This window comes from Nocardia sp. NPDC051570, assembly GCF_044454005.1.
In the GTDB taxonomy this organism is placed as follows: domain Bacteria; phylum Actinomycetota; class Actinomycetes; order Mycobacteriales; family Mycobacteriaceae; genus Nocardia.
On record NZ_JBITDI010000025.1, the window covers coordinates 23,463 to 49,056 of the forward strand.

The window sequence follows — 25,594 nt, forward strand, 5'->3', positions numbered from 1 at the left end:
GAAGTGATCAATCTGGAGTGTCCGGGACCAGACTCGGTGCGGCTGTGGGGGATTCGGGCACAAGGCTTGTTCGATGGGCATGCCTTCGTGTCGGGTGCGCCGCTGGTGTTGGTACGGCAGGGGCGGATTGTCGATGTCGATCTCAGTGGCGCACGTCCCTCTCCTGAGTTGCCTGTGGTCGACCTCGGCACCGTGACCCTGCTCCCTGGTTTGGTCGACGCACACACGCATTTGGCGTTCGACCCGTCGGGCAGTGTGGTGGAGCAATTGCGGAACGACAGTGATGAGGTCGTGGTGGACCGCATCCGTCGTCATGCGCGCCAGGCGTTGCAGGCTGGGGTGACGACAGTGCGTGACCTAGGTGATCGGGGCTATCTAAGCTTGATGGTCCGTTCGGAATGCGCGTCGCGGATGGCGGCGGGGCCGGAGATCTTGGCGTCGGGCCCGCCGATCACCTCGCACGGGGGTCATTGCTGGTTTCTGGGGGGTGAGGCCGCCGGGGTCGCCGGGGTGAGGGCCGCGGTCGCCGAACGGCTTTCGCGAGGGGTGGATGTGGTGAAGGTGATGGCCACGGGCGGGGGCATCACTCCGGGAAGCGATCCGCATCTGTCGCAGTACACCGTCGACGAGCTGCGCGCGGTGGTGACCGCCGCGCATGAGGCAGGAACGTGGGTCACTGCACATGCGCATGGTGGTGCAGGGATAGCCGCGGCGGTCGCCGCGGGTGTGGACGGGATCGAGCACGGTACGTTTCTCACTCCTGCTGGAGCGGAGCCGGAGTGGGCCACGGTGGCGGCGATGGCGGCCTCGGGGGTGTATGTGGGGGTGACCGCGGCGCGGATGCCCGAGGGGGAGCCGCCGTCACCGCGGGTGCTCGCGGCGCGAGAATGTCTTCCGCGTATGCATCGGGAGGGGGTGCGGTTGGTGTGTTCCTCCGATGCCGGTGTCGTCGGTTCGAAGCCGCATGATTGCCTGCCGCACGGGGTGGCCGAGTTCGCGGGCTTCGCGGAGTTGTCGTGTGCGGAGGCGCTGGCCGCGGTCACCAGCGTGGCCGCGCGATCGTGTGGGGTCGGTGACCGTAAGGGGCGGATCGCCGCCGGCTATGACGCCGACTTGTTGGCCGTTAGCGGCGACGTTTCGCAGGACTTGACGGCGTTGAGTGATGCGCATGCGGTATTCCGTGGCGGCCAACGTGTTCCCCGCTGAAGCCAGGTCTGCCTACTAGTGGCTCTCTGACTGAACCAGGTTGATAGCCGCGGCGCAGTCGTTGATGAGCGGGGAGGACCATGCATCGGCGACCTCGCGGAGCCAGCGCAGCTCGGTCATTGCATCGACGCCACCTCGACGCACAAGGTCAAGAGGATCCTCGACGGGCGCGCACCCGATCTCCTTGGCGCGCAACGCCACTTTGAGCCAGCACGCGGTCGTGGCAGCTTCTCTCTGGTCGTCGGTGAGGCTGGCGACGGGGATGGCCGCATGGATCTGGTTGAGATGTTCGGGTGTGATCCAGTCGTGCATGATCAGGAGCCCGTCGCGGATCTCGATGAGCCGTCGGTGAAGACGTAGTTGGCTGTTGCGTAGTGTGAGTGTGTCCACCAGTTTCGTGCGCGGCGGATTCAGAGTGATATGCGGCAATGCTTCGCAGAGAGCTTTCCAGAGCGGATACAGCGTGGCGCAGTGCCGCCAGTTGGCCACCGACCGCTTCAACGGCAGGATAATGGCGATGGAGCACCCGATTGTGATGCCAACAGAATGGAATGACGACACGTACATTCCCAACGGCAAGGTCTTGGGGGAAGATGAAAACATCGCCACAACGCGGGTGGCGAGAAACCCGAGGAAAGCGCTCTCGGCGATGGCAAACAACAGCACAGCGGCGCGCAACAGCCGGGAATGAATTCGTGGAATACAGCGCCAGAATAATACCGCGGTCCATGTGGTCACGCCGACCATATACAATAAGTATGTAATCCAATACACTGTGTGCGCGGTGAATGTCCCCGGTGTCGGAAGGAACCGGTCTCGATGGGGGGTACCCTGCGATACGGTTATTGAGAAGGTGATAACCATCGTCATGACCGTGAGCGTGCACCACGCATAACGAAGGTGTGAAAAAGGTGTGGATTGATATTCGTTTGGTCGGGACGTCTGTAGGGCGAACATCAGTAGCGTCGTAGCGACTCCGACAGCTAGCAGGCTCGAGGCCAGGCTTTCCAGGTATGGGATGCCGACAAGGTGGCGAATGCCTTGTGTCACCGACTTTAGGAGCAGCGTCAGTCCCAAGCCGAGCATCAACAGTACGAGCCAGAGCGGGCGCTGCTGACGGGACCACACAGCGGGAATCCGAGCTAATACGACGATGAAGCAAAGAATAAAAAGTCCCAAACGAACCATGTCATCCATGATCGATGGCTCCCAGTGCGGCGCCAAGCCGCCAGTCGGTGCTGGTCAACGTGTTTGCCTGTAGGGTGGTGGCCCGTTCGAGGATGAGGCTGGCCACTATTTCGGCTTCTTGTTCTTGCCGCGTCGTGTAGCTGGTTCGGGCTAGGGCCTGGCGAGTAAGGCTGTCGTCTGCTGTGCCATCGGCAAGCAGTGGGTATTCCTCTTCTAACAGGTGGGTGACATTGTGACCGCAGAGGATATGTCCGATTTCATGAAGGATGATGTGGTCTTGATGGAACGAGCTAGTTTTCTGCTCGTAGAAGATGTGGTCGGCGACATCGGTCGCGATCCACATGCCACAGGGCGTTCCTTCCCCGGATTGTTCGGAAAGCGGGTGAAGATAGAGCCGTCTGTTGCGTTGTCGAACGATCGATTCGCAGAGCGCCTGGACCGAGAATGGGCGAGGCAAGGCGATCTCATGAAGCACCGCGCGACCGTACGAACGAAGTCGACGCTCGTTCATATGTGATGCCCCCTGGGTAAACTGAATTGGACAGCGGCAGAAATCAGCCTCGCTGGGAGAGATTCGTTGTGGAGTCATCAGCGTGGTCAAGTCTCTCTATCTCGCGGGCACGCTCGACCATCTCAAGGATGGCCCGCTGGCTCTGTTCGGACAAGCCATCGGAGCGAAGGGCAATCATTCGCGCGCCCCGTGAGCGGAGCGCGGCGGCAAGCTCCATTTCCACATCGGTGACTTCATTGCCGCCGTAAGTGGTTGTCGCGCTCTCGGGCTCGTTTTCGGTCGTCTTCGCCGCCGCTGACTCAGGGGCCGCAGGAGTAGGGGCAACGCCCTTCTGGTAAGCGCGCGCCGCGCCGCCGGGTGTCCATCCGAGCGCAGTGTCGAGCTTCTTGAACGTTCCTAGCCCGACTGGCTCGTCGGTGCGTTCGATCTTGTAGAGGGTGGCATAAGACGGTCCTCCCGCAGCTGAAACGTCCTGCTGTGTCATACCCAACTCCCTCCGGCGAACATGAACGAGATCGCCGAACCACTTCCTGATGTCCATCAACGCTCCTCTCCCGACAGAGCTTCATCTGAGAAGAACGGCTGTCTCTCCCCGAGCGCCTGGTCCGCATCCTACAGGAAGAGCCTTGGAGGACAACAGAACTCGCACAATCTTATGTTTGGATTGTGTGAAACCTGTTGAAACACAGTGATGTGCGTGTAGCGTCTCTGCGCGAACCACCAGGAGATGTCTACCGTCGTTTGACCGCGACCTTCGGAGGGGGGGTCGCGGCCAGACGAATAATGATCGTTTTGGTAGCTGCAGGGGGACTGCGAATGGAACCGCTAGATCTCGTAAGAGCAGACGGCAGGCTCAGTTTGCTCGACATTATTGCCACTTACGGATCGGATGCCGTGATCGCGCGCATCGCCGCGCTCCGCGCCATCGGATGTCACCGCGCTGCGAGGGCAGTCGAGAGCGAACTATGTGAACTCGGCCTTCCCCAGCTCAAACTCTCGTTGGATGTTCCGGGTCCGGTACCCGAGCACAGGATGCTTCGATGACTTCGCCGAGCGGACCTAAAGGGGAAGGATCCATGGGCAGTGCCGTGAATACCGGTTTGTCGACAGAGAAGACGCTTTCCGTTGTCGACTCGATCTGCCAACAGCCGCTCTGCTCAAATATCGTTGAACTCCCGATTGCCGATCTGCTGCCTTCGGATTCGTCGCCGCGAACGGCAGGAGAAAACGCCAGTCACACACGAATGCTTGCTGAGTCGGCGACTACACTTCCGCCGATTGTAGTTCATCGCGCTACGATGCAAGTTGTCGATGGTCTCCATCGCGTGCGGGCAGCCCAGCTACGCGGCGACGCGACCATTGCAGGAATATTCTTCGACGGCAGCCGATCGGAGGCGTTCGTGCTGTCGGTGAAACTGAATGCGGCACATGGCTTGCCCTTGTCGCTTGCCGAGCGGAAGGCTGCCGCGCACCGCATCCTATCGTTGTATCCGGACTGGTCGGACCGGTCGATCGCCGCGATAGCCGGGATCTCGCGCGGGACGGTCGCGGCTATTCGGAGCCGGTCGACTGGCAAATTTGGACAGTCGACCGGTCGGATAGCACGCAATGGAGTGCTGCACCGACCTAACGGGCCACAGGGTCGTCAACGTGCTGCCGAACTGTTCACTGCCGACCCCAACGCATCGGCACGCAAGGTGGCTCTGGCATCGGGTATCTCACTCACTACCGCCAAAGATGTACGTAAGCGGCTCCGATTAGGGGAAAAGCCGGTGCTATCCGATGCATCTACGGCTGATGCCTCTTGTGCCTTCGGTCGCGTACGTGAGCCCGCGCAGAATGATCGGGTGCTTCCGCCACGCCGAACCGACACTGCAGAGCTCGTGTGTCGTCTGCGTAGAGACCCGGCGCTGCGCTTTAGTGAGACTGGGCGCCGAGTATTGCGCTGGCTGGAGACCCCTCTCGGCGACGATGCTGATTGGAACTCGATCATTGATAACATCCCGAGTCACTGCATACCAGGCATCATTGAAATTGCTCGAGAGCGCTCCAACGATTGGCTGCGATTGGTGCATCTCCTCAACCAACGCTGAAGAATGTCTATGGAACGTTGGTTTATCTGATCAGCTCCGTGGTGTGCTGCGGGTGATCGGACAGGCTGACTAGTGAAGCGCTTATACACACGCAATTGGCTCGCGTCCGGGCCCGTCGACGGTATTCTTTCGGGCTGGCCATGATCGGCTTGGGGGGTAAGTGAAATGCTGAGCAGCATCCGGTGGAGGTTGAGCTGAGCTATGAATCGCGGTCATCAGATAAGTCGACCGTTCATCCTGGCAGGAAGCAGATCTAACTGTGTCAGAGATTTGCCAGGTCTGCCTGGTGCTGCGGTCCGCTGGGGCTGAGGTAGTGGGATAGACAGCCCCTTGGATAGATGCTGGGTATGGACAGTGTGGTCGCCACCCTTCCAATTCGCTACGCATCCGCGCTAGTGTTCCACTGTTCCTGTTTTAAAGGTTCTATGCATGGGGGTTCTTGCGAATGCTGAAAGAAGCTTACAATATAGGAAGCCTGTTTACTTATCGGGTTGCTCAAGAGCCCAGCAGTGTTGCTATCAGCTCCGCCGGACGTGATGTCTCCTATTTAGAGCTGCATCACATTTCCGATGTGGTCGCCATTAATTTGCTTGATTCCGGCTTAGGGCCCGAGGAGCCAGTTGCTCTTCTGGTTGACAGTAGCATCGACACCCTCGCATGTATGGTTGGTATTCTGAAAGCCGGATGTTCCTATCTGCCGCTCGATGCTCGTTCGCCAGTGGATCGCATACAGTACGCGTTGCGTGAATGTGGCGTCCGGTTCGTGTTAGTAGACACCCCAGGTCACGCAGAGCTCGGACGTCAACTACTCGGAAACTCTGGAGAGATCCTGCTGGCTGAGAATCTGTTGCGTTTTCCTGATGAGGTCAGTAACCGAGAATTTAAGTCTGAGCGCGTTGGGTCGCCACAACAAGTTGCGTATATCATGTACACGTCGGGTTCATCCGGCATGCCAAAGGGCGTTTCGGTAACTCATGGCGGTGTAGTTTCCCTGGCTTTGGATAAATGCTGGTCCGGCTTCGAAGACCGCGTTTTGCTTCATTCTCCGCTGGCTTTCGATGCCTCGATTATTGAGCTGTGGATTCCTCTCCTCCGAGGCGGTTGTATTGTACTTCCTCCCCCTAGTTCCCTCGACGCTCGCAGTCTCGCCGAAACCATAGTCGAGCAGAGAGTTAGGAACGCCTTCTTCACGGCATCGCTGTTCGGGGTGCTTGTCGAAGATTACCCGGACTGCCTCAAAGAGTTGAGGCAACTGTGGACCGGCGGCGAAACACCCTCACTATCTGCTGTTCGGTGCGCATTGCGGGTGTGCGGCGATGGCTCAGTCGTAAACGCTTACGGACCAACCGAGACGACTGTCATGGCAACCTGTCAACCGCTAACCAGTGGTCAGGGTGATCTTATACCCATTGGCGTGTCGCTGAACGAAACACAGACTTACGTGCTGGACCACGATATGGAACAGGTAGCGGAAGGAGAACTCTTCGTTGGAGGCAGCGGTGTTTCCCGAGGATACGTTGGACGTCCTGGCCTGACCGCTGAGCGGTTTCTACCTGACCCGTTCGGCCCTGCTGGTGCGCGGATGTACAAAACAGGTGATCTGGTCCGCCGGCACCCCGATGGTGTTCTGGAGTTTGTCGGCCGCAGGGATCGGCAGGTAAAAATCCGCGGGCACCGCATCGAACTGGAGGAAATTGAGAGCCAACTGTCAGGATTTGATGATATCGCAGCGGCGACAGTAACGGTCGCAGAAGATCGGCCAGGGGAAAAAACCCTGCGAGCCTACGTCGTTCCTCGATCCACCGGTGCCGAGTCGGCTACCAAAGTATCCGAATGGCGGCAGATTTATGACACGATGTACACGCATGCCCACGAAGCGTCGTTCGGAGAGGACTTCACCGGTTGGCTCAGCAGCTACGACAACGAACTGATTCCGCTTGAGGAAATGCGGCAATGGCGTGCAAATATTGTCGAGAGAATCCTCGAACTACGTCCCAGCGTGGTTCTGGAGATTGGCATCGGAACGGGTCTGCTGATGGCACAGTTGGCGCCGGATTGTGTTGAGTACTGGGGCACAGATATCTCCGGAGAGGTTATCGGTGCACTTCGCAAACATCTGGCCGATCGGCCTGAGCTGGCGAAGCGAGTGAATTTGCGGGTCACGCCCGCGGACGCACTGGATGTCCTGCCGAAAAAGCGATTCGACGCGATCATTCTCAACTCTGTTGTTCAATACTTCCCAGACATCCAGTATCTGGAAGACGTTCTGGACCAGGCTGCTCAGCTGCTTGCTCCAGGCGGGGCCATCTTCGTAGGTGACGTGCGCAACTTTCGCCTCGTGCGCCAATTCCATACTGGTCTCGCAATAGTCGGCGGCCAGTATGCAGACCATGACGCACTCAGCCGTGCAGTGGAACGACGGGTCCGATCAGAACGCGAATTGCTGGTTGCGCCCGACTTTTTCGCAGCCCTCGCTCAAGAGCGACCCTGGCTATCTGGTGTGGATATTCGCGTGAAGCGAGGACGTTACGACAACGAGCTCAGCAGATATCGATTCGACGTGGTGTTACACACTCCCGGACGGCCTGTTCAGGATCTCGACACAGTTCCTGTTATGCGTTGGTCCGACATCCGCGCTGTAAACGAACGACTCACGCAGGGCATCCGATCGATCCGTATCGCTGGAGTGCCGAATCCGAGATTGCCCGGTTACGTTGCCGCATTGAGCGACAGCACCGACTCCGCGAGTGGGTCCGCCATGTCCTGTCCGCATCCGGAGGACCTTCACGAGCTTGCGGCTCGCCACGGCTATCGCGTCGTAGTCACGTGGTCCGGAGAAGACGCTGAACTGCTGGATGCCGTGTTTTGGCGCCCCGACCGTCAAGATGATGTCGATCTTCCGTGTGGCCAGTACGTTGCTACTGGAGCCGTATCGGACCTGTACTGCCACGCAAACGTTCCTCGACGCTGGATCGACAAGCCGGGATGGGCCCGGCAACTCGCAGACCATCTCCGCAGCCGAGTGCCCGATTACATGGTGCCGTCGGCATTCGTGATACTCGACGCGCTGCCACTTACTCGCAACGGCAAGGTAGATCTGCGCGCGCTCCCCGCACCGGAGACGACCGGCAGCGGCCGCCGTCCGCGTACGGAGGTCGAAGAACTGCTGTGCGGTCTGTTCGCCGAGGTGCTGCATCGCGAGGCAATCAGCATTGACGACGGGTTCTTCGAACTGGGTGGGCACTCGCTGTTGGCTACTCGATTGATTGCCAAGATCGAGCCTCTGTTCCAGGTCCGTCTTCAGATCAAGGATATTTTAGATGCCCCTTCTGCCGCCGAGCTGACTCAACGCCTAGGCATGCTGCAGGGATCTCGTCGTCGTCGGCCGTCGCTGATCCCCAGGCAGGCTCCAGAGCCGATGCCGTTGTCTTATTCGCAGCGGCGGCTATGGTTCATCAACCAAATGGAAGCACTCGGCAACCCCGGGTACCACGTTCCGCTGGTCTTTCGGCTGCGTGCCAATCTCGACTCGGAGGCCTTGCGGGCGGCGCTTGTCGACGTAATCAAACGGCATGAGCCGCTGAGGACAGTGTTCCCAGCCGGCGATAGGTCGCCTCGTCAACGCGTACTCGGCGACGGGGAGTGGAAGTTCGCCCTTCCCGTCACCTACTGCTCCGCGGGCGAGCGGGATGAGCGACTCGCCGAAATGGCGCGCGTCTCTTTCGATCTTGAGCATGATCTGCCGATCCGATGTGAACTGCTATGTACCGACGACGAGACAGTTCTTCTTTTGGTCCTACACCACGTTGCCGCAGATGGATGGTCAATCACCCCGTTGGCCAGAGATATTGGCCGCGCTTATACCGCCCGTTCGACGGCGACGCATCCCGAATTTCCGCCGCTTCCCGTACAGTATCGCGACTACACCCTATGGCAGCAGGACCTGCTCGGTGCGGAGGATGATCCGACTAGCCTGCTCAGTGAGCAACTCATCTATTGGACGCGAACGCTGACGGGGATCCCAGACCAACTGCCGCTTTCGACCGACCACCCGCGCCCGGCGGTAACAAGCCACCGAGGTGATTCCATCGAATTCACCTTCGACGCTGAGCTGCACAACAAGCTGGACCAGCTTGCCCGTCACACCGAATGCACACCCTTCATGGTGCTGCAGACCGCAGTGGCTGGATTGTTGACCCGCCTCGGTGCTGGCGAGGACATCGTGATCGGAAGCCCCGTAGCCGGCCGAACCGAGGCGGTGCTCGAAGACCTTGTCGGATTCTTCGTCAACACGATCCCACTACGCATAGACACATCAGGGAACCCAACGTTCATCGAGTTGCTCTACCGGGTACGCCTGCAGTGCCTGAACGCCTACGCGCATCAGGACTTGCCGTTCGATCTCTTGGTCGAGAAGCTGAACCCGCCGCGCACTCTGAACCGGCACCCCATATTTCAGGTGGCGCTGAGTTTTCTCGACGTCCCAGAAGCTGTGACCGAACTAGAAGGCTTGTCCTCACGCTGGGTTCTTGGCAACACCGGAGCCGCTAAATTCGATCTCGCCTTGACTTTCCAGGCCGAGCGCACCGATGTAGGCAAACCAGCTGGGCTGATCGGAAGCGTCGAGTACGCAACGGACCTTTTCGATGCGGATACCATCCATCGGCTGATAACGCGCCTCACAATCCTCCTGCGCCACGCCCTATCGAACCCAGACCAGCCGCTCGACTCCCTCACGATCGTCGCCGACGACGAATTGGCCGCTCTGCCTACTGCAGGCAGGGAGCTGGAGCCACGATTCACGCGCCATGGTCTGATGAATGTCTTCCACGCTGAAGCCACCCGCCGCGCAGACGAGGTCGCCGTCCGATGTGGCGAACGTGAGCTGTCCTACCGCGATCTGGCCGCACGGGCAGACACGGTCGCCCGATACCTGGCGGGAGCGGGAGTCAGCGTCGAAACCTGTGTTGGCATGGTGCTGGACAGAGGGGTCGAGGCGGTCGTCGCATTTCTCGGCGTGGCGCAGAGCGGCGGCACCTACGTACCGCTCGACCCGCGCTCCCCGGCTACGCGCATGGCTGCCATGGTTGCCGACTGCAACGCACAGGTGGTGGTCGTCGACACTGTCGAACGGGCAGCGTTCGTCCGCGGGTTCGTCCCGGACCACGTGCACGTCGTCACAGTCGAGGAAGCCGAGGCTGCAGGGCAGGGCATGCTGCCGTCCCCGGCTAGCTTCGTGGGCGGGGACCAACTCGCGTATGTCATATATACGTCTGGCTCCACCGGAATCCCAAAGGGAGTCGGTGTGACCCAGCGAAACATCCTCGATCTCGCCGGTGACCGGCGATGGACCCCGGCGGTCACGGAGCGAGTCTTACTACATTCATCGCTGGCTTTCGATGCCTCGACTTTCGAAATGTGGATACCGCTACTGCGGGGCGGATCTATCGTGATCGCCCCACCGGGTGAGGTAGACGTTCCCAGGCTCAGTCGTGTGATACTTGAGGCCAAGGTCACTGCGGCCTTTCTCACGACTGCCCTGTTCAACCTCATTGTCAGCGATTACCCCGAGGCTGTTGCAGGACTGAGGCAGTTGTGGACCGGGGGCGAAGTGGCCTCATCATCAGCGTTCGCCCGGGCTCTGAAGTTGGTCGGTCCGGAGGCGCTGGTTCACGTCTACGGGCCCACCGAGGCCACGACATTCGCTTTATGCCATCTCCTGCGGGAAGTTGCTGACTCGGCTGTGCCTCTTGGGACTCCGATGGACGGGGTGCGTGCCTACGTACTTGATGACAGAGGTCTGCCGGTCGGCATCGGGATAGAGGGAGAACTGTATCTTGCTGGAGCAGGGTTGGCTCGCGGCTACATCGATCAACCCGGCTTGACCGCGCAGCGATTCGTGCCCGACCCCTTCGGAGCGCCCGGTGCGCGGATGTACCAGACAGGTGACCTCGTTCGATGGCGTCCGGACAGGTCGCTTGAGTTCATCGGCCGTAAGGATCGTCAGGTCAAGCTGCGAGGATTCCGAATCGAAGTGGGCGAGATCGAGTCTCTTCTTGCCCGGCAGCCCGAGGTAGCCCAAGCCTTAGTGACTGTCCGTGGCGAGGGAAGCGACGTGCGGCATCTGGCGGCCTACCTGGTACCGGTTTCGGGACAGAATGTCGACGCGGCTGTTCTGCGTAATCGGCTGCGCGAGCACATTCCTGACTACATGGTGCCGACCGCATTCGCTGTCCTGGAGCGCATCCCGCTCACTCCCAACGGCAAGATAGACATGCGTGCGCTGCCGGAACCAGCAGTGAAGACGGGTTCTCGTGAACCGGAGTCGCCTACGGAATTCCTTCTGTCCGACGCGTTCACAAAGACACTCGGGTTGCCGAAAATTAGTGTCGACGACAATTTTTTTGATCTCGGCGGGCATTCCATGCTTGCTACTCGTTTAGCCAGCCACCTGTCCGACCGCGGCATCGAGATAGGGATCAAGGATATCTTCCACGCGCCCACCGTCGCCGGACTAGCGGCGGCAGTGGATGCTCGTAGCGGAGATCGGGGGGACCGTTCACGGTCAGCGATCAATCCCACAACGTCACCAGGCATTCCTGTTCCACTGTCGTTCGCGCAACAGCGGCTCTGGTTCCTCGATCAGCTCTGGCCTGGCCGCTCTGACTACAATGTTCCGTTCGCGCTCCGGCTGATCGGAGATCTGGACGAGGAGGCGCTCAGACGCAGCATTCGCGAGGTGGTACGTCGTCACGACGTTCTGCGCACCCGCTACGAAGTACGCGCCGACGAGCCCTACCAGATCGTCGAGGACGAATGGGAACCACAATTCGAGGTCGTCGACTATTATTCGGCCCCGCCGGCAGACGTCTTCGCACTCGCGGACGCGCGAATCAGGGAGCTAGCGGCCCGCCCGTTCGACCTGGCTGCGGCACCACCTGTGCGATTCGCGCTGGCACGGCTGTTCGAGCAAGAGCATGTCCTTCTCATGGTCATACACCACATCGCGACCGACGGCCGGTCGACCCAATTGTTATGGCGGGATATAGCCACCCGCTACCGCGAGCACTGCAGTGAGCCCGGCGCACCATTGCAACCACTCGTGCTGCGTTATGCCGACTATGCCGCCTGGCAACGGCAGCGTCTCGACACCCCAGATCTAGCCTCCGATCTCGACTACTGGCGGCACCGTTTGACCGGTTTGGAGCCAGTGGAGCTGCCTACAGACCGGCCCCGGGGCCCATCCCGCAGCGGTCATGGAGCCCAAATCGACTTCCACATCACCCCGTCCCTCCGAGAGCAGGTAATTCTGCTCAGTAGACGGTTCAGTGTCACTCCGTTCATGACATTCTTTACCGCATTTCAGGTTCTCGTGGCTCGGTACAGTGGACAACGCGATGTCGCGGTAGGCACGCCGGTGGCGGGACGCACACGACCCGAGCTAGAGGAATTGGTCGGACTTTTCGTCAACACTCTCGTGTTGAGATCCGAGATCAATCCGCTCTTCACATTCAGCCAGCTGCTCGCCCGCACGCGGGATGAGCTGGCCGATGCCTATTCGCACAGCGAATTGCCTTTCGAACGACTGGTCAGCGAGCTACAGCCGGACCGTGATCTGGCGCGGAATCCTATATTCCAGCTGATGTTCTCGATGTCTGAGAGTGCAAGCACCATCACGGCTAGTAGCGAATGGACAGGTCTTCGGGCGCAGCCGTATCAAATACCCTTCATGGCGGCGCAGTTCGACCTTGAGATCTCGCTCGCCGACAATGGGAACTCATTCCTCGGGAGCGTGTATTACGCAGTCGATCTTTTCGATCCCGCTACCATCGACCGCCTGGCGCGGCACTATGTTCAACTCTTACAAGAGCTGATTCGCGCGGTGGACCGCCCAGTGTCGACGGTGCAGTATCTCACTAGTGAAGAAGACCGCCAGGCACTGCGTGCTTGGAACAATACCAAAGTCGATTTCGAACTCGATTATTGCCTTCACGAGCTGGTGTCCCGACAGGCTCGGCGCACTCCCGAAGCCGTCGCCGTGGAGCATGGGAGTCTTCGACTGAACTACGCCGAGCTGGACTGCATGTCCACCCAGTTCGCACACTTACTCCGAGCCGGTGGATTGCGGGTCGGCCAACCCGTCGGAATCCTCCTCGACCGCAGCCTCGAACTGGTCGTCTGCCTGCTCGGTGTTCTGAAGGCGGGGGGTGTCTTCATACCCGTCGATCCCGATCTACCCCCAATGCGCGCCCAGCAACTCCTGGACGCGGCGGGTGCGGTGTTATGCGTTTCCGACGACGTCACATGGGCAGGCGATATATCTGTTGTGCCCGCCGATTTAAATGCGTTGGCCGACTTGCCGATTGATCCACCGGGAGTCTCGGTTCGTCCCGAAGATCTGGTCTCGATCTACTACACATCCGGCTCCACCGGCAGACCCAAGGGTGTAGCAAATACCCATCTCGGCTGGGTGAATCGACTCTGGTGGATGCATAAGCAGCACGGCCTGCTTATGGGCGAAGGCGTTCTTCACAAAACGGTACTCAGCTTCGACGACTCGGCCGTGGAACTGTTCTGGCCGCTCATCGTCGGCGGCCGAGTGGTCCTTCTCGATCCGGGAATGCATCGCGACCCCCGAGCCATCCTTCGGGCCACGATCGACCACGAGGTCTCGGTGCTGCAGTTTGTCCCAAGCATGCTTGGTCTATTCCTGGATGAATTGACCGACGAAACTGTGGCGGAACTGCACCGGCTGCGACATGTCATCTCCAGTGGTGAGGTTTTACGGCCGGAACTTATCGCCCGATTTCATGAACGATTCGGCAGGGTCGGTTGCAAACTGCATAATCAGTGGGGCCCCACTGAAGCGTCCATCGACGCAAGTTTCCACACGTGTATGCCCCAGGAGGCGAACGACGTCACGGTGCCCATCGGTCACCCGATCGCGAACTGCCAGGTGCATGTGCTCGACGAGTCGATGCTGTCTGTACCGCCTGGTGTGGAAGGTGAGCTGTTCATCGGGGGAATGGGCCTGGCGCGAGGCTACTGGAACGACCCGGCCAAGACGGCAGAGGCATTCGTGCCCAATCCATTCCAAGCTGGCCAGCGACTCTACCGGACCGGCGACCGAGCCACCCGTGCGGGCGACGGTACGTTGATCTTTCGTGGTCGTCGAGACCACCAGGTCAAGATTCGTGGTGTCCGGCTTGAACTCGGTGAGGTCGAGTCCGTGCTCAGCGAGCACCCTGGCGTGGCGAACATCACGGTAACCAAGTGGGAGCCAAACCCCGGTGACCATCGGTTGGTCGGCTACGTCGTTCCGAAGACTGCTGAATCACGCGACGCTGATGAACTGCTCGCCTGGGCTCGATCGCGTCTGCCTTCTGCAGCCGTGCCCGGTTCTGTCGTCTTCCTCGATGAGATGCCGCTCACTGCGAGCGGGAAGGTAGACCGCAAGCGGCTCCCACAACCAGGGAGAAACGGTCATGGCTCCGCCAGGAGCAGCACATTCACTCCCCCGCGGACCGAATGCGAGTTACTCGTCGCCGAGGTATGGGACGAGTTCCTTGAGGTCCGCGACGTGCACGACAATTTCTTTGCGCAGGGCGGACACTCGCTGCTGGCGACCCGCGTCGTGTCCCGACTGTCTCGAGTCCTCGACGTCGAACTCCCTCTGCTGCTGCTTTTCGAGAATCCGACGATCGCCGGGCTGGCCGCGGCCGTGGAGAGCGCACTAATGGACTCTGAAACCTGTCGCGCAGAAGCCCCTTCAATCGTATTAAGGGAGGCACAGTGAACAGAGATCGCACAGCACATGTGAGCCAACGCCTGCAGGCTGCCAGGGCACGGCTGGGCAGCTCTCGAAAGATTGACGCCCACATTCGTCCACGCCCCGCAGGTAGCCTCATCGCCTCCTATGAGCAGGAGCGGATGTGGCTCGTCGACCGGATTCTCGGGGATTCCACCGACTATCACGTCCCTTATGCAGTGCTCATCAGTGGGCCATTCGACGAGTACGCCTTCGATGTAGCGTTTACGGCGCTGGTTAGACGACACGAAGTGCTGCGCACCGTGTTCGATGACGAAGACGGTGTGCCTCTTCCGGTGGTCCTGCTCGCGAGCCGGGCGTCGGCGGAGGTCTTGGATCTCCGCTCGCTCGGGTCGATTAGCGATCAGACTATCTGGCGGCAGATCCTCCAGACTGCTGCGGCTCACGTGGACAGACCATTTCACCTCGGCAAGGACCTGCCGATCCGAGCCTGTGTCGTGCGATGCAGCGAGCAGCATCGACTGGTAGTGATCACGTTGCACCACATCGCTACAGACGGGTTTTCTACCCAGCTGCTGTGCGACGAACTTTCAGAGCATTACAGAGCCGCAGCTGTCGGCAGGGAGCCGTCAACCGAGCCACCGCCGCTCCAGTACGCCGACTTCGCACATTGGCAGCGATCGCGAATCGAGGATGACGCCGATCTAGATTATTGGGTCGAAAGACTCAGCGGGATAGAGCAACTCAACCTCCCCGCGGATCGTCCGCATCCCGTTCTGCGTACTCGGAAAGGCGCCGAGGTCAATTTCACCATCAGCGAGGATGTGACCGAGTGCATGCGGCGTATCGGGGCTGAACATAACGCCACCCAATTCATGATTTTCATGGCCGGCTTCAACGCCTTACTCTCGATCGTGTGCGGACAGCGTGACTTCGGGGTGGGTATACCTGTCTCTGGTCGAGACTTGCCCGAATTGGAATCCATGCCCGGTTTCTTCGTCAACACACTGGTCTTGCGAACAAATCTCGCTGGCGCGTGCAGCTTCCGGGACATCCTTGACCGAGTTCGAGAAAGTGCGCTAGGGGCATACGCCCACCAGTCCGTGCCATTCACTAAAGTCGTCCAGCGCTGCCAACCTGAGCGTAACTTGAGCCGCAATGCATTGTTCCAAGTAATGTTCACCCACCAAGAACAGGCGGATTCGGTAATAAAAATAACTGGCGCAACTACTTGCGCTATCGATATGCCAGTCACCAAATCGAAGTTCGACTTGAGCCTCGCTCTCACCAGCCAGGGACCGGGAAGACCTGTCAGGGGGTCGTTCATCTTTGCCACTGACATCTTCGACGCGGCCACTATACAAAAGCTCGCCGACCAATACGTCCATCTCCTCCAAACAGCGGCCGACGATCCTGCGCAGGATCTCTCTCAATCGTCACTCCTCCTGCCGGGCGAACTACACAGCTTGTTGCATGAGTGGGGCCAGGGCGAGCAGGTCGGCGCCGGTCCTTGGGCACTAACCGAGCTGATCCTTGAGCAGTCACGTCGCACACCCGGCGCGGTCGCCGTTGGCTGTGCCGCCGTACAACTCACTTACGCAGAGTTAGCGGCGCGCAGTAGACGACTAGCCCGCTGGCTGCGACGACAGGGCGTCGGTGCCGAGGATGTCGTCGGTGTATGTCTTGAGCGCACAGTCGACCTCGTTGTCACGCTGCTCGCTGTGCTGCGCGCCGGAGCCAGCTACCTTCCGATCGATACCACGCATTCACAACAGCGAATCAAACACATACTCGCTGACAGCGGCACGCGGATCGTATTGACCGACGATACCGCGCGGTTGGCGTGGTCCCAGCTGAACGTGGAGGCCGTTGATATCACGACGGCTGGCATTAGTCGAAGCCTGTTCGAGCAAAAGGAGGGCCCACTACGGGAAGGTCCGGTGGGTCTGGACCAGGTTGCGTACGTCATTTACACCTCAGGCTCCACTGGCCGACCCAAGGGGGTGATGGTTACGCACCGCGGCGTGGCCAACTTCGCCCGCGACATGGTCGACCGGCTCAAACTTTCGAAGGGGGACGTGGTCGGCGCGCTCACCACGGTGTCGTTTGACATCGCAATGCTGGAGCTACTAGTGCCGCTCACGGTCGGAGCGCAAGTGCAGGTCCTGCCCCAAGGCATAGCAAGAGACGGGAGCGCGCTCAGTAAGGAGATAGACCAGCGCAGAATCAACGTACTCCAGGCCACCCCGACCGGATGGTCACTTCTCATTGAATCTGGCTGGCAGGGCGCGCCTTTGCGCGCGCTATGTGGTGGGGAGGCATTGCCCGGTGTGCTGGCTCGCGAAATCCGGAGGAGGGTCAGCACGCTGTGGAACCTCTACGGTCCGACCGAAACCACTATTTGGTCCACCGCGCACCTCGTTGAAGAGGCTGACGCTCCCCCACCTCTAGGCCGCCCCCTGCGCAACACCTCGCTGTACGTGCTCGGTCCCGGATTGGCGCCAGTACCAGTGGGAACCGTCGGTGAGCTCTACATCGGCGGTCTGGGCGTCGCCCGCGGCTACAACCGAAATCCTGGGCTGACCGCGGCACGGTTTGTTGCAGATCCATTCGCGGCGAAGGCATCACCTGGAGTCAGGATGTATGGCACGGGCGATCTGGCCCGCTACCAGAGCGACGGCACGCTGGAGTTCCGAGGCAGGGTCGATGGTCAGGTCAAAGTTCGCGGCCACCGCATTGAGTTGGCGGAGGTCGAGGCTCGACTGCTTGAGCACCCAGATGTCGCACAGGCTGCCGTGCTCACACGAGGTGAGGCTATAGAACGGATCCTGGTGGCCTACGTCGTGTGGCGGCGACCCGTGGGTTGGGCAAAAGTGCGGGAAGAATTGCGAGGCAGCTTGCCTGACTATATGGTCCCGCAGTTGGTTGTGGAACTTGAGACGATCCCACTCACACCCAACGGAAAGGTTGATCGGAAAGCTCTGCCGGTGCCGTCACCGGGCACGAATGTCGATCACGTCCCACCGCGCACCGACTTGGAATGGCGGATTATCCAGGTATGGCAACAACTCCTATGTACCGATCAGATTGGTATCGACGACGACTTCTTCGAGTTAGGTGGTGACTCGCTGCGCGCAGCGCAACTGGTGGCGAAGCTGCGGGATCAGCTTCGTACCGAGGTGCCACTGCGCTTGGTTTTCGACCGACCAACAATCCGGGCGTTGGCCAAGAACCTAACTGCGGGGGACGGAGTGCAGCGAATACCACTACGCCCGGCCGGCATACTCGCACCGCTGTCTTTCGCTCAACAACGGCTGTGGTTCCTCGACCGGCTACGACCTGGTCGTACTGATTACAACGTGCCCTCCGTCATGCGGCTGTACGGTCCTCTCGACCCGGACAAACTCCATCGAGCTTTGCTCGTCGTCATTGACCGGCATGAGGTGCTCCGGACCAGATTCGCACTCATCGACGCATCGCCGGTCCAGGTGATCGGATTAGGGGGGCCCCTCTGGCGAGAAGTCATTGACCTGACTGGTCTAGGTTCCAGCGTAAATGAGCATTTACAGCGGTTGATACAACAGGTTGTGGAGCAGCCGTTCGAATTGGAATCTGGACCACTGTTGCGAGCCGCGCTGATCCGCCTGGCGGATGACGAGCATGTGCTAGCCCTGGTGATGCACCACGCCATAGTGGATGGCTGGTCGCTGCAAACTTTCTGGTCCGAGTTCAGCGAGAACTATCAAGGTCTGATTAGTGGCACAGCCGACGCTCGCCCCTCGCTCCCAGCACAGTACGCGGATTATGCCTACTGGGAACGCCAGCAAGGAGATCCGGACGAATTAGATCTCGTGTACTGGCGTACTCGCCTCGAGGGATCGTCCGCCACTGAGATTCCGCTCGATCGACCGCGCCCGTCAGTCTTCGACGAGTCCGGCGACGAGATCGAGTTCACAGTTCCGACCGACGTGCGACAGCTGTTGACCATGGTGGCGCAGAAGACTGGTGCGACCCCATTCATGGTGCTGCTAGCCGGTTTTGTCACCACAATCGCACTCGCCGCTGGAACTCGTGACGTAGTGATCGGTACACCAGTTGCTGGCCGCGGCCGACAGTACTCCGAGCTGGCCCAGATGATTGGCCCACTGCTCAATACCGTCGTGTTACGTACCAATGTGGCCGAGGGACGGAACTTCACAGACTTGGTCGAGTCAGTCCGAGAGGAAGTCGTGGGAGCGAATGCACATCAAGGCCTCCCGTTCGAGCAACTGGTGGAACTTTTGCGGCCTGGCCGGGACCTTGGTCGCCATCCGCTCTTCCAGATCGCGTTTGCGCTGGACCAAGACGAAACTACGGCACTGCGACTGCCGGGAATAGGCATCGAGTCGATGCCTCTGCCTCAGAGAGTCGTGAAATTCGATCTTAGTATCGCAATGAGCGATCGCCCGGCCGGGTTGACCGGTAGCCTCATGTTCGCCACCAGGCTTTTTGACCGGAACACTGCCCAGGAACTCGTCAATCTCTTTCTGAGGGTGCTGTCGGTGGCCGGGGGTAGTCCTGATGTTCGACTATCTGAACTCGACTTTCTCGACCCTGACGCTCGCGCACGATTGAACCCGCCAGTCGAGTCTTACGGTTCGCCGCGCCGACTGGACGAGCTCGTCACAGACCAGGCTGCCCTCCGGCCGGAGGCTATCGCGGTACAAACGAACGACGGTGACATCACGTACGCCGAGTTGGATCAGCAAGCCAACCAGCTTGCCAACACACTGCGAATGTTTGGCGCCGGTCCGGGATGCCGGGTTGGTGTCCTGATCCCCCGGTCGATCGACCTCGTCGCAAGCTTGCTCGCGGTTTCTAAGATCGGAGCCGCCTTTGTGCCAATGACCCTCGGGCAACCCTCCAATAGGGTGGCGACGCTACTGACCGATGCAAATGTACAGCTGGCGCTTGCGCCCAGCGATGTCTCCCTACCCGTTGAGATCACTGTCCTCGACCCAAGCTCGCATGCGCTGCCTTCCTTTCGATCTGAGACAGCGCAAGTTTCGCGCGGAGTCCCTGATGACGTCGCCTATCTGACCTACACCTCAGGTTCAACCGGACAGCCGAAGGCAGTGCCAACCACGCATGCTGCCGCCGTCAGCTATCTGCGGCACACCATTGAGCAATACGGGCTCGGTCCCGAAGATACGGTACTGCAGCTTGCTGCACCGTCCTTCGACGCTGCAGTGCGCGACATATTCGCCCCCCTGGCCAGCGGAGCCCGACTCGTACTACTGAACGAAGAACATGCACGGGACCCCCGCGCCATCCTCCAGCAGGCAGGTAGGGCCAGGATCACCGTTCTACTCTCCATCGTCCCTTCCCTGCTCAACGCACTGACCATGGTGGCCAAAGACGACCAGCTCGTCGCACCACTGCAGATCCGGCTGATCGCTACCAGTGGAGAGGAACTTGCCCCCGATCTAGCCAGGCGCGCTCAGTGTCTCGGTCTCGACGTGCAACTGGTCAATCAGTACGGCCCCACCGAGGGCACCATGACGTCAACCTTTCATCTTGTCACCAACAAGGATCTGGAAGCCGCGCATATACCGGTCGGCCGCCCGATTCCTGGCCGGCAGGTGCTGGTGCTGTCCCCTACAGGACGACCACTTCCGACTGGTGCAGTGGGAGAGTTGTATCTCGGAGGATCCGGGCTGTCTTTCGGATATCTCGGGGCGCCAGGGTTGACGGCCCAGCGATTTCTGCCCAATCCCTTTGGTCCGCCGGGCAGTCGGCTCTACCGGACAGGCGATCTTGGTCGGTTCGACCACGAGGGACAAGTACATTTTCACGGCCGAACCGACGACCAGGTTAAGGTACGGGGCCTTCGTGTCGAGCTGGGCGAGATCGAGGCTGCGTTACTCAACGGCTCAGGAGTTGTAGCCGCCGCGGTGGTGCCGCGTCGCTGCTCCACAGGTATCGAGCTGATCGCCTGTGTGGTTCCCGAGACGGATGGCATAGACCTGACTGCGTTGCGGAAGTCTGTCAGAGAGACGCTTCCTGAACAGATGCACCCAGCTCGGTACATCACACTTCCTGCACTACCTGTAACGGTTCACGGAAAGCTGGATCGCATCGCACTCATCGAGCATGCGGGGGTCAATTCCGACATAGGAAATGAGGTGCTCGCCCCACGAGACCGGACAGAGCTGCAACTCTTACGAATTTGGGAAGATGTCCTCGATTGCACGCCTATCGATCCGCGCGAGAACTTCTTTGAGCTGGGCGGCCACTCCCTCAATGCGGTCGAGGTGATTGAGCTAGTCCACGAGCGGCTCGGCTGCCGTATTCCACTGAATCTCATTTTCCGAAATCCGACAATCGAGCTGTTGGCCACCGCCCTCTCGCAACAAAATCACCGGCCGGACCACTATCGTCTTATCGTGCCGCTAGCTGGGGAGCAATGCGACGCAGAGCCAATGTTTTTGGTGCATCCACAATCTGGCGACGTGTGCTGCTACGTTGACCTTGCGCGTCACCTGGGCCAATGGCGGCCTATCTACGGCATCGAGGCAGCGGGCTACAGCGACGCGGAACGTCCGCTGACGACCATTACCGAGATGGCACACCGCTACGTAGAAGAGATACGGGCAGTCGCCCCCAATGGCCCATATCTGCTCGGTGGCTGGTCATTTGGTGGGAACGTAGCTCTTGAGATGGCAGCATTGCTTGAGAAGTCAGGAGAAACGGTTGCATTCGTCGGCATCATCGATGCACGTGCATTCGGTGCCGACGAGATCGACGATTGGTACACCGAGAACAGTGAACTGGCACGGTTTGCCCTCGCCCATGGCGTAGCCGAGAACGAGCTGCATGAAATCGATGACGCGACGGTTTTGGCGCTGCTGACCCGGCACCTGGTAGATCACGAACGACTGTCTAACTATGCGACAAGGCAGACAATCCAGCGCATGGTCGAGGTATTCACGAATAACGGCCGAGCTGCCGATGCTTACCGAAATGTTCCCAAGATCCAGGCGGACCTGCATTTGTTCAAGGCGACGAACCACCATCCCACGCTCACGAATCCCATTGTGAATCCTGAAAGTTGGCGCTTTCGCACCCATGGTGAGCTACGCGTGATCGAGCTGCCTGGCAACCATCACGACCTTGCCAGCCACCCGCATGTTCGGGTCTTCGCCGACCGTCTCAAGGCAGCTGCCAACACAGTGCTTGCAGGAGGTAACGCATGACCAGAAGGATAGGCATTGTTGGTGGGGTGGGCCCCCTCGCAGCAGCGCACTTCTACCAGCGACTTCTCCAAGTCAGCGGGTCCTATTTCGACGAGGACTACCCGGCCGCGATTCTCGTCGGCGAACAAGTACCCAGCAGGATCGGACATCTGTTGTGGGGCGGACCGAGTCCATTGCCTATATTGCTAGACGCCATACGCAGACTGGAACGGGCAGGAGCCGACCTAATCGTCATACCCTCGGCCACCACCCATGCGTACTACGACACTCTTACCGCCGCAGCCAGCGTCCCCATATGCAACCTTCTTGCCGAGACCTCAGATACGTGCGACCGTCACAACTACCGCCGGGTGCTCTTCTTGGCCACTGCGGCCACCGCACGACTACGGCTATTTGAGCCACATCTTTCCTGGAAAGCTCAGGCACTCTATCCTGATCCGCCCGTCCAACGGGCGGTCAATGACCTGATCGAACGGGTCAAGCGCGGCGCGTCAGTCGAGGCACTTCGTCCAGAACTTGACCAGTGGATTAACCGAGCGTCCCGCCCTGGCATCGACTGCGTAGTGCTCGGCTGTACCGAACTATCGCTTATCGCACCAGAGTCCGAAGAGCAGCCCGTCGTGGACATTACGGACGTACTGGCGCACGCCGCATTGCGGTGCATCGGGACTAGTTCAGACCCAGGTCCGCAGCCAGATATACAAACAGTGGAGGAACACGCATGACGAACACGGAAGAACGCTGGGTGGTCGTTGTCAACGATGAGGAGCAGTACTCCATCTGGTTCGCCAACCGCGACATACCAGCAGGCTGGCGGAGCGTCGAAGTCGAAGGTTCCAAAGACGAATGCCTTTCACACATTGAACGCGTATGGACTGACATGCGGCCGAAAAGCCTTCGCGAAAAGCTTCGGAATCGCTCAGAGCTCCTCCGAGACCGAAACGCACCAACACCAATAGGCTCGGAGACACGGTGATGCACACCAACTTTGCCGATAGCCTCACCGCACTAGAGGAGTGGGCAGATCGTGAGGGGGTAGACAGTGCTGCCTTAGACCGAATCTTTCAGGGCTTACGCGAAGGCGAGGTCCGGCACGGTGGTCACCTGCAAGAGCCAGCAGTACTAATCCCGGGGCTCACCAGTGCTCCATGGCATGAACCAGAACATTTCCCCTGGATTGCCGTTCTTGAAGAGAACTATGCAGCGATCCGCGTCGAATTCGAACGGCAGTTCTTCGGCACAGGTCTGGATGTTCACCCCGAATCACAAGAATTGGCCCTAGCAGGCCGCTGGAGCACCTACCACTTTTTTAATATGGGAGAGCGATTCGTCGATCATCTAGACGCCTGTCCCAATGTGTCCAAAACCTTGGCATCAGTACCCGGAGCAGAGTTGGCCGGCATGTGCTACTTCTCCGCGATGGCCCCAGGAACGCGAGTCAAACCTCACTGCGGATTCATCAACTCGCGTATTCGCTGCCACCTCGGCATCGTCGTCCCTTCCGATTGTTGGATGCGAGTCGGCACGGAAACCCGCACGTGGACTGAGGGTAAGTGCCTTGTCTTCGACGACTCGTATGAACACGAGGTCAGCAACAATTCGGGCCGCAATCGTGCTGTCCTGCTGTTGGATACCTGGCACCCGGACTTATCGGATGTGGAGCGAAGGGCTATTGCAGCCTTGCTGCAACAGTGGAGGTCTGATGTGGACTGAGGACAGCTTCAAGCACGTCGATCCCGCACTCCTACAGTCATTCGTCGAAGCGATATGTCTACGTATGGGTGCTGATGACGATGTGGCAGATGAAGTCGCCAACCATCTCGTGAGTGCCGACCTCTCCGGGCATCGGTCGCATGGTGTTCTTCGACTGATCCAGCACTCTGCGGAACTCGACCGTGGCGACCTGGCCCCGAAACGCCGACCGGAAGTTGTCAGCCAGCGGAATGCAACCCTCCTTCTAGACGGTGGCCGCGGCTTCGGCCACTTCTCCACTCGGATCGCATGCGAATATGGACTGGAGATCGCGGCTAGGGAAGGCGCGGCAGCCGTGCTGGTCCGGCGATCTGGCCATATAGGTCGGCTCGGTCATTACTGCGAACTGATATCGCAGCAGGGGCTGGTATGCCTGCTCACAGTAGGTGCCGCTGGGCCCGATATCGGGGTGATGATGCTGCCTGGGACAACGCAACGCTTTCTCGCAGCCAACCCCTGGGCCATAGGCATACCAGGTGACGATCACCCAGTCGTAGTCGATATCTCGACCACGATGATCGCAGAAGGCAAGGTCACATGGGCGGCATCCTCTGGACAACCCGTGCCACCTGACTGCATCGTTGATGCGGAGGGGCGGCCCAGCCGAGATCCGGACGCGTACTTCGGGGGCGGGGCGATTCTCCCCCTTGGCGGGCTTATTGCGTCCCACAAAGGCTTCGGATTAGGCCTCGCCGCCGCCCTGCTCGGCGGACTGGCGATGATTAACGACTCAGACCCCACACTGGCTGGCTCCCAACGACCACCACGGTCTACCCGCCGCCCTGAGCTCGCCGGCGTGTGTCTCATCGTGATCGATCCGAATGCTTTCGGGGGTCGCCGCCCGTACCGCAGTGCGGTGACTCGCCTCGTGCGAGAAATGCGCGGCGCTGGAGAAGCACGGACCACCGTTACCGTGCCGGGTGCCTTCGAGGAACGGAACCGGACCGCGCACCGCGGCGGACTTGCCTTACCTAGCACGACCGTCACTCAGTTGAGCGATCTTGCCGATCGTTTTGGTATTTCAAATCCATTCGATGCCGCATAACCCGCATCCACAATATAGGAGGAAACTGGTCATGCCAGCGTGGGTGAACGACAGCAGGCAGTACCTTGAGCGTTGGATTGATGAGCAGGGGGTCTGCCGCACCGAACTTTCCCGCATACGCGACGGAATGGACCTCAGCGCAGGTCGAGAGCCAGGGGAGGAAGCCGGTATACAGCACCCCGAAGTGTTCATTCCAGGCTTGACGGCCACACCGTGGTGGGATCACGAACAGTTCGGCTGGGTGGAAAAACTCGAAATGGCCTACCCCGACATCAAAGCTGAGTTCGAATCCGTCGGCGGTTTGCGTGGCGACAAGGCAATAAGCCACCCAAACTCGGGGAACCTAGCAGAATCAGGGCTGTGGACTGCGTATTACTTCTACCTGCTCGGACGAGAATACTCGGAGAATATCGCGGAATGTCCTCGCACCGTCAGCGCTCTTTCAGGCCTGGACGGGATCAAAGACTCGGGAATGTGTTATTTCTCGATCATGGGCCCGGGAGCACACGTAACGCCTCACTGCGGATTCATTAACGCGCGGATACGCGTTCACCTTGGACTCGCCGTCCCGGAAGGCGCGCGGATGCGGGTCGGTTCGCAGACCAGGCCATGGACCGAAGGCAAAGTTCTCTTGTTCGATGACTCGTTCGACCATGAGGTGTGGAACGACAGCGACCGAGGACGCGCGGTTCTACTCTTCGATGTCTGGCACCCAGATTTGACCAAATTGGAGAAACGAGCCCTGGCCTACATGATGACGGTCTGGAAGACCTTCCTGTATAAGGACGCCTAGCG

General features: G+C 59.7%; 12 protein-coding genes. 9 read left to right on the forward strand and 3 right to left on the reverse strand.

Annotation, left to right across the window (positions count from 1 at the left end; genetic code table 11):
* Window positions 1-3: 3 nt before the first annotated feature.
* Window positions 4-1,206, forward strand: coding sequence for an amidohydrolase family protein (locus ACIA76_RS39080; protein ID WP_397159818.1), 1,203 nt, complete (start codon window positions 4-6; stop codon window positions 1,204-1,206).
* 15 nt (window positions 1,207-1,221) lie between these two features.
* Here ACIA76_RS39080 and ACIA76_RS39085 read toward each other — a convergent pair whose 3' ends face one another.
* From ACIA76_RS39085 to ACIA76_RS39095, 3 genes are all read right to left on the reverse strand, one after another.
* Window positions 1,222-2,403, reverse strand: coding sequence for an MAB_1171c family putative transporter (locus ACIA76_RS39085; RefSeq protein WP_397159820.1), 1,182 nt, complete (start codon window positions 2,401-2,403; stop codon window positions 1,222-1,224).
* Entirely contained in the window at window positions 2,396-2,869 is a 474-nt protein-coding gene (locus ACIA76_RS39090) for a hypothetical protein (RefSeq protein ID WP_397159822.1), read from the reverse strand. The genes ACIA76_RS39085 and ACIA76_RS39090 overlap by 8 nt, the downstream gene beginning before the upstream one ends.
* 79 nt (window positions 2,870-2,948) lie before the next feature.
* Window positions 2,949-3,446: a helix-turn-helix domain-containing protein gene (locus ACIA76_RS39095; protein WP_397159823.1), complete on the reverse strand. Its 498-nt coding sequence runs from the start codon at window positions 3,444-3,446 to the stop codon at window positions 2,949-2,951.
* A 535-nt stretch (window positions 3,447-3,981) separates the two neighbouring features.
* Between ACIA76_RS39095 and ACIA76_RS39100 the strand changes: the two genes are divergently transcribed.
* The 8 genes from ACIA76_RS39100 to ACIA76_RS39135 all read left to right on the forward strand — a co-directional run bounded on the left by ACIA76_RS39100 (window position 3,982) and on the right by ACIA76_RS39135 (window position 25,592).
* A complete protein-coding gene (locus tag ACIA76_RS39100) occupies window positions 3,982-4,998 on the forward strand; it encodes a ParB/RepB/Spo0J family partition protein (protein ID WP_397159825.1) in 1,017 nt (338 codons plus the stop codon).
* A 445-nt stretch (window positions 4,999-5,443) separates the two neighbouring features.
* On the forward strand, window positions 5,444-14,794 hold the full coding sequence (locus ACIA76_RS39105; protein ID WP_397159827.1) for an amino acid adenylation domain-containing protein: 9,351 nt from the start codon (window positions 5,444-5,446) through the stop codon (window positions 14,792-14,794).
* Window positions 14,791-22,002 (forward strand): amino acid adenylation domain-containing protein, encoded by a 7,212-nt coding sequence (locus ACIA76_RS39110; protein WP_397159829.1) that lies wholly within the window; start codon window positions 14,791-14,793, stop codon window positions 22,000-22,002. The genes ACIA76_RS39105 and ACIA76_RS39110 overlap by 4 nt, the downstream gene beginning before the upstream one ends.
* Window positions 21,999-22,727: an aspartate/glutamate racemase family protein gene (locus ACIA76_RS39115; protein ID WP_397159831.1), complete on the forward strand. Its 729-nt coding sequence runs from the start codon at window positions 21,999-22,001 to the stop codon at window positions 22,725-22,727. The genes ACIA76_RS39110 and ACIA76_RS39115 overlap by 4 nt, the downstream gene beginning before the upstream one ends.
* Window positions 22,724-22,978, forward strand: a complete 255-nt coding sequence (locus tag ACIA76_RS39120; protein WP_397159833.1) for an MbtH family protein — start codon at window positions 22,724-22,726, stop codon at window positions 22,976-22,978. The genes ACIA76_RS39115 and ACIA76_RS39120 overlap by 4 nt, the downstream gene beginning before the upstream one ends.
* A complete protein-coding gene (locus ACIA76_RS39125; RefSeq protein ID WP_397159914.1) occupies window positions 22,978-23,715 on the forward strand; it encodes an aspartyl/asparaginyl beta-hydroxylase domain-containing protein in 738 nt (245 codons plus the stop codon). The genes ACIA76_RS39120 and ACIA76_RS39125 overlap by 1 nt, the downstream gene beginning before the upstream one ends.
* A complete protein-coding gene (locus ACIA76_RS39130; protein WP_397159835.1) occupies window positions 23,705-24,799 on the forward strand; it encodes an Ldh family oxidoreductase in 1,095 nt (364 codons plus the stop codon). Before ACIA76_RS39125 ends, ACIA76_RS39130 begins: the two co-directional genes overlap by 11 nt.
* 31 nt (window positions 24,800-24,830) lie before the next feature.
* A complete protein-coding gene (locus ACIA76_RS39135) occupies window positions 24,831-25,592 on the forward strand; it encodes an aspartyl/asparaginyl beta-hydroxylase domain-containing protein (RefSeq protein ID WP_397159837.1) in 762 nt (253 codons plus the stop codon).
* Window positions 25,593-25,594: the final 2 nt, after the last annotated feature.

Bases quoted from the DNA above. Each gene is read 5' to 3' on its own strand.
- ACIA76_RS39125 (WP_397159914.1), top strand. From the start codon at position 22,978: ATGCACACCAACTTTGCCGATAGCCTCACCGCACTAGAGGAGTGGGCA.
- ACIA76_RS39120 (WP_397159833.1), top strand. From the start codon at position 22,724: ATGACGAACACGGAAGAACGCTGGGTGGTCGTTGTCAACGATGAGGAG.
- ACIA76_RS39095 (WP_397159823.1), bottom strand. From the start codon at position 3,446: ATGGACATCAGGAAGTGGTTCGGCGATCTCGTTCATGTTCGCCGGAGG.
- ACIA76_RS39135 (WP_397159837.1), top strand. From the start codon at position 24,831: ATGCCAGCGTGGGTGAACGACAGCAGGCAGTACCTTGAGCGTTGGATT.
- ACIA76_RS39085 (WP_397159820.1), bottom strand. From the start codon at position 2,403: ATGGATGACATGGTTCGTTTGGGACTTTTTATTCTTTGCTTCATCGTC.
- ACIA76_RS39115 (WP_397159831.1), top strand. From the start codon at position 21,999: ATGACCAGAAGGATAGGCATTGTTGGTGGGGTGGGCCCCCTCGCAGCA.
- ACIA76_RS39105 (WP_397159827.1), top strand. From the start codon at position 5,444: ATGCTGAAAGAAGCTTACAATATAGGAAGCCTGTTTACTTATCGGGTT.
- ACIA76_RS39130 (WP_397159835.1), top strand. From the start codon at position 23,705: ATGTGGACTGAGGACAGCTTCAAGCACGTCGATCCCGCACTCCTACAG.
- ACIA76_RS39100 (WP_397159825.1), top strand. From the start codon at position 3,982: ATGGGCAGTGCCGTGAATACCGGTTTGTCGACAGAGAAGACGCTTTCC.